Origin of the sequence: Mesorhizobium sp. M7A.F.Ca.AU.002.02.1.1 (assembly GCF_003998535.1) — a bacterium.
GTDB lineage: Bacteria > Pseudomonadota > Alphaproteobacteria > Rhizobiales > Rhizobiaceae > Mesorhizobium > Mesorhizobium ciceri.
The window spans coordinates 1-915 of the sequence record NZ_RZPB01001310.1 but is presented as its reverse complement, the minus strand read 5'-3'; the positions used below and the strand labels follow the sequence as shown (position 1 = coordinate 915).

Below are 915 nucleotides of genomic sequence, written 5' to 3'. Positions count from 1 at the left end.
GGCGTGACGACGAAACCATGGCCGGAGAAGATCAGCATCCGCTTCACGTCGAAGGCACTCGTGGGCAAGGTGGTGTTGTAGCCGCGCTCGGTCTCCAGCGGAATGCGATCGCCGAGTTGCTTAGCCAGCAGATGCGACCAGGCGCCGGCGGCGACGACGAGGTGCCGGGCCTCTCTGGTCGTGCCGTCTGCCAACGTCAGCGTCGCTCCATCCTGATCCGCCGCGACTTGGCTGATCCGGACCAGCTCAAAGCGAGCGCCCTTGGCCTGCGCATAGGTCCACACCGCTTTGCCCAGCAGTTTCGGGTCGGCGACCGTCTTCCATCCCGGCACGAACGTGCCTTTGATGAAGCGCGGCGACAGGCCCGGCTGCAAGGCGGCCAGTTCCTCGCCCTCGACGTGGCGGAAACCGATGCCGAAACGCTTACGCGCCGCCCAGCCGGGCAGCCCGGCCTGAAATTCGGCTTCGCTTTCGTAAAGCTCGAGCGAGCCATCCTCGCGCAGCATCGACCGCGTGCCGGAGCGATCGAGCAAGCCCATCCACTCCGCCTCGGCAAGCTTCATCATGCCTGCTTGAGCGGCAAGGCTCGCCTCGTATTTCCCCGGCGCACCGGCGCGCCAGAAGCGGATCAGCCAGGGCAGAAGCGTCGGCAGGTAGGCGGGCGGGATGCTGAGCGGGCCGAGCGGATCGGCCAGCCATTTCGGCAGCTGCCGCATCATGCCCTTGTGCGCCAGCGGCAGCACGTCGGAGAAGGCGAAGGCGGCGGCATTGCCCGAGCTCGTCACCTCGCAAATGCCTGTGCGATCGAAGACGGTGACCCTGCGTCCCGCCTCAGCGAGAGAAGCAGCGGCACAGATACCGATGATGCCGCCACCGACGATGGCTATGTCCAACCCTTCTCCCCGTTCACGGGGA

Annotated in this window: 1 protein-coding gene; it reads right to left on the bottom strand. The window is 66.3% G+C overall.

Annotation, left to right across the window (positions count from 1 at the left end):
* Positions 1-915: FAD-dependent oxidoreductase (locus tag EN879_RS37350; RefSeq protein WP_245493952.1), on the bottom strand; the 915-nt coding region annotated here is incomplete at both ends.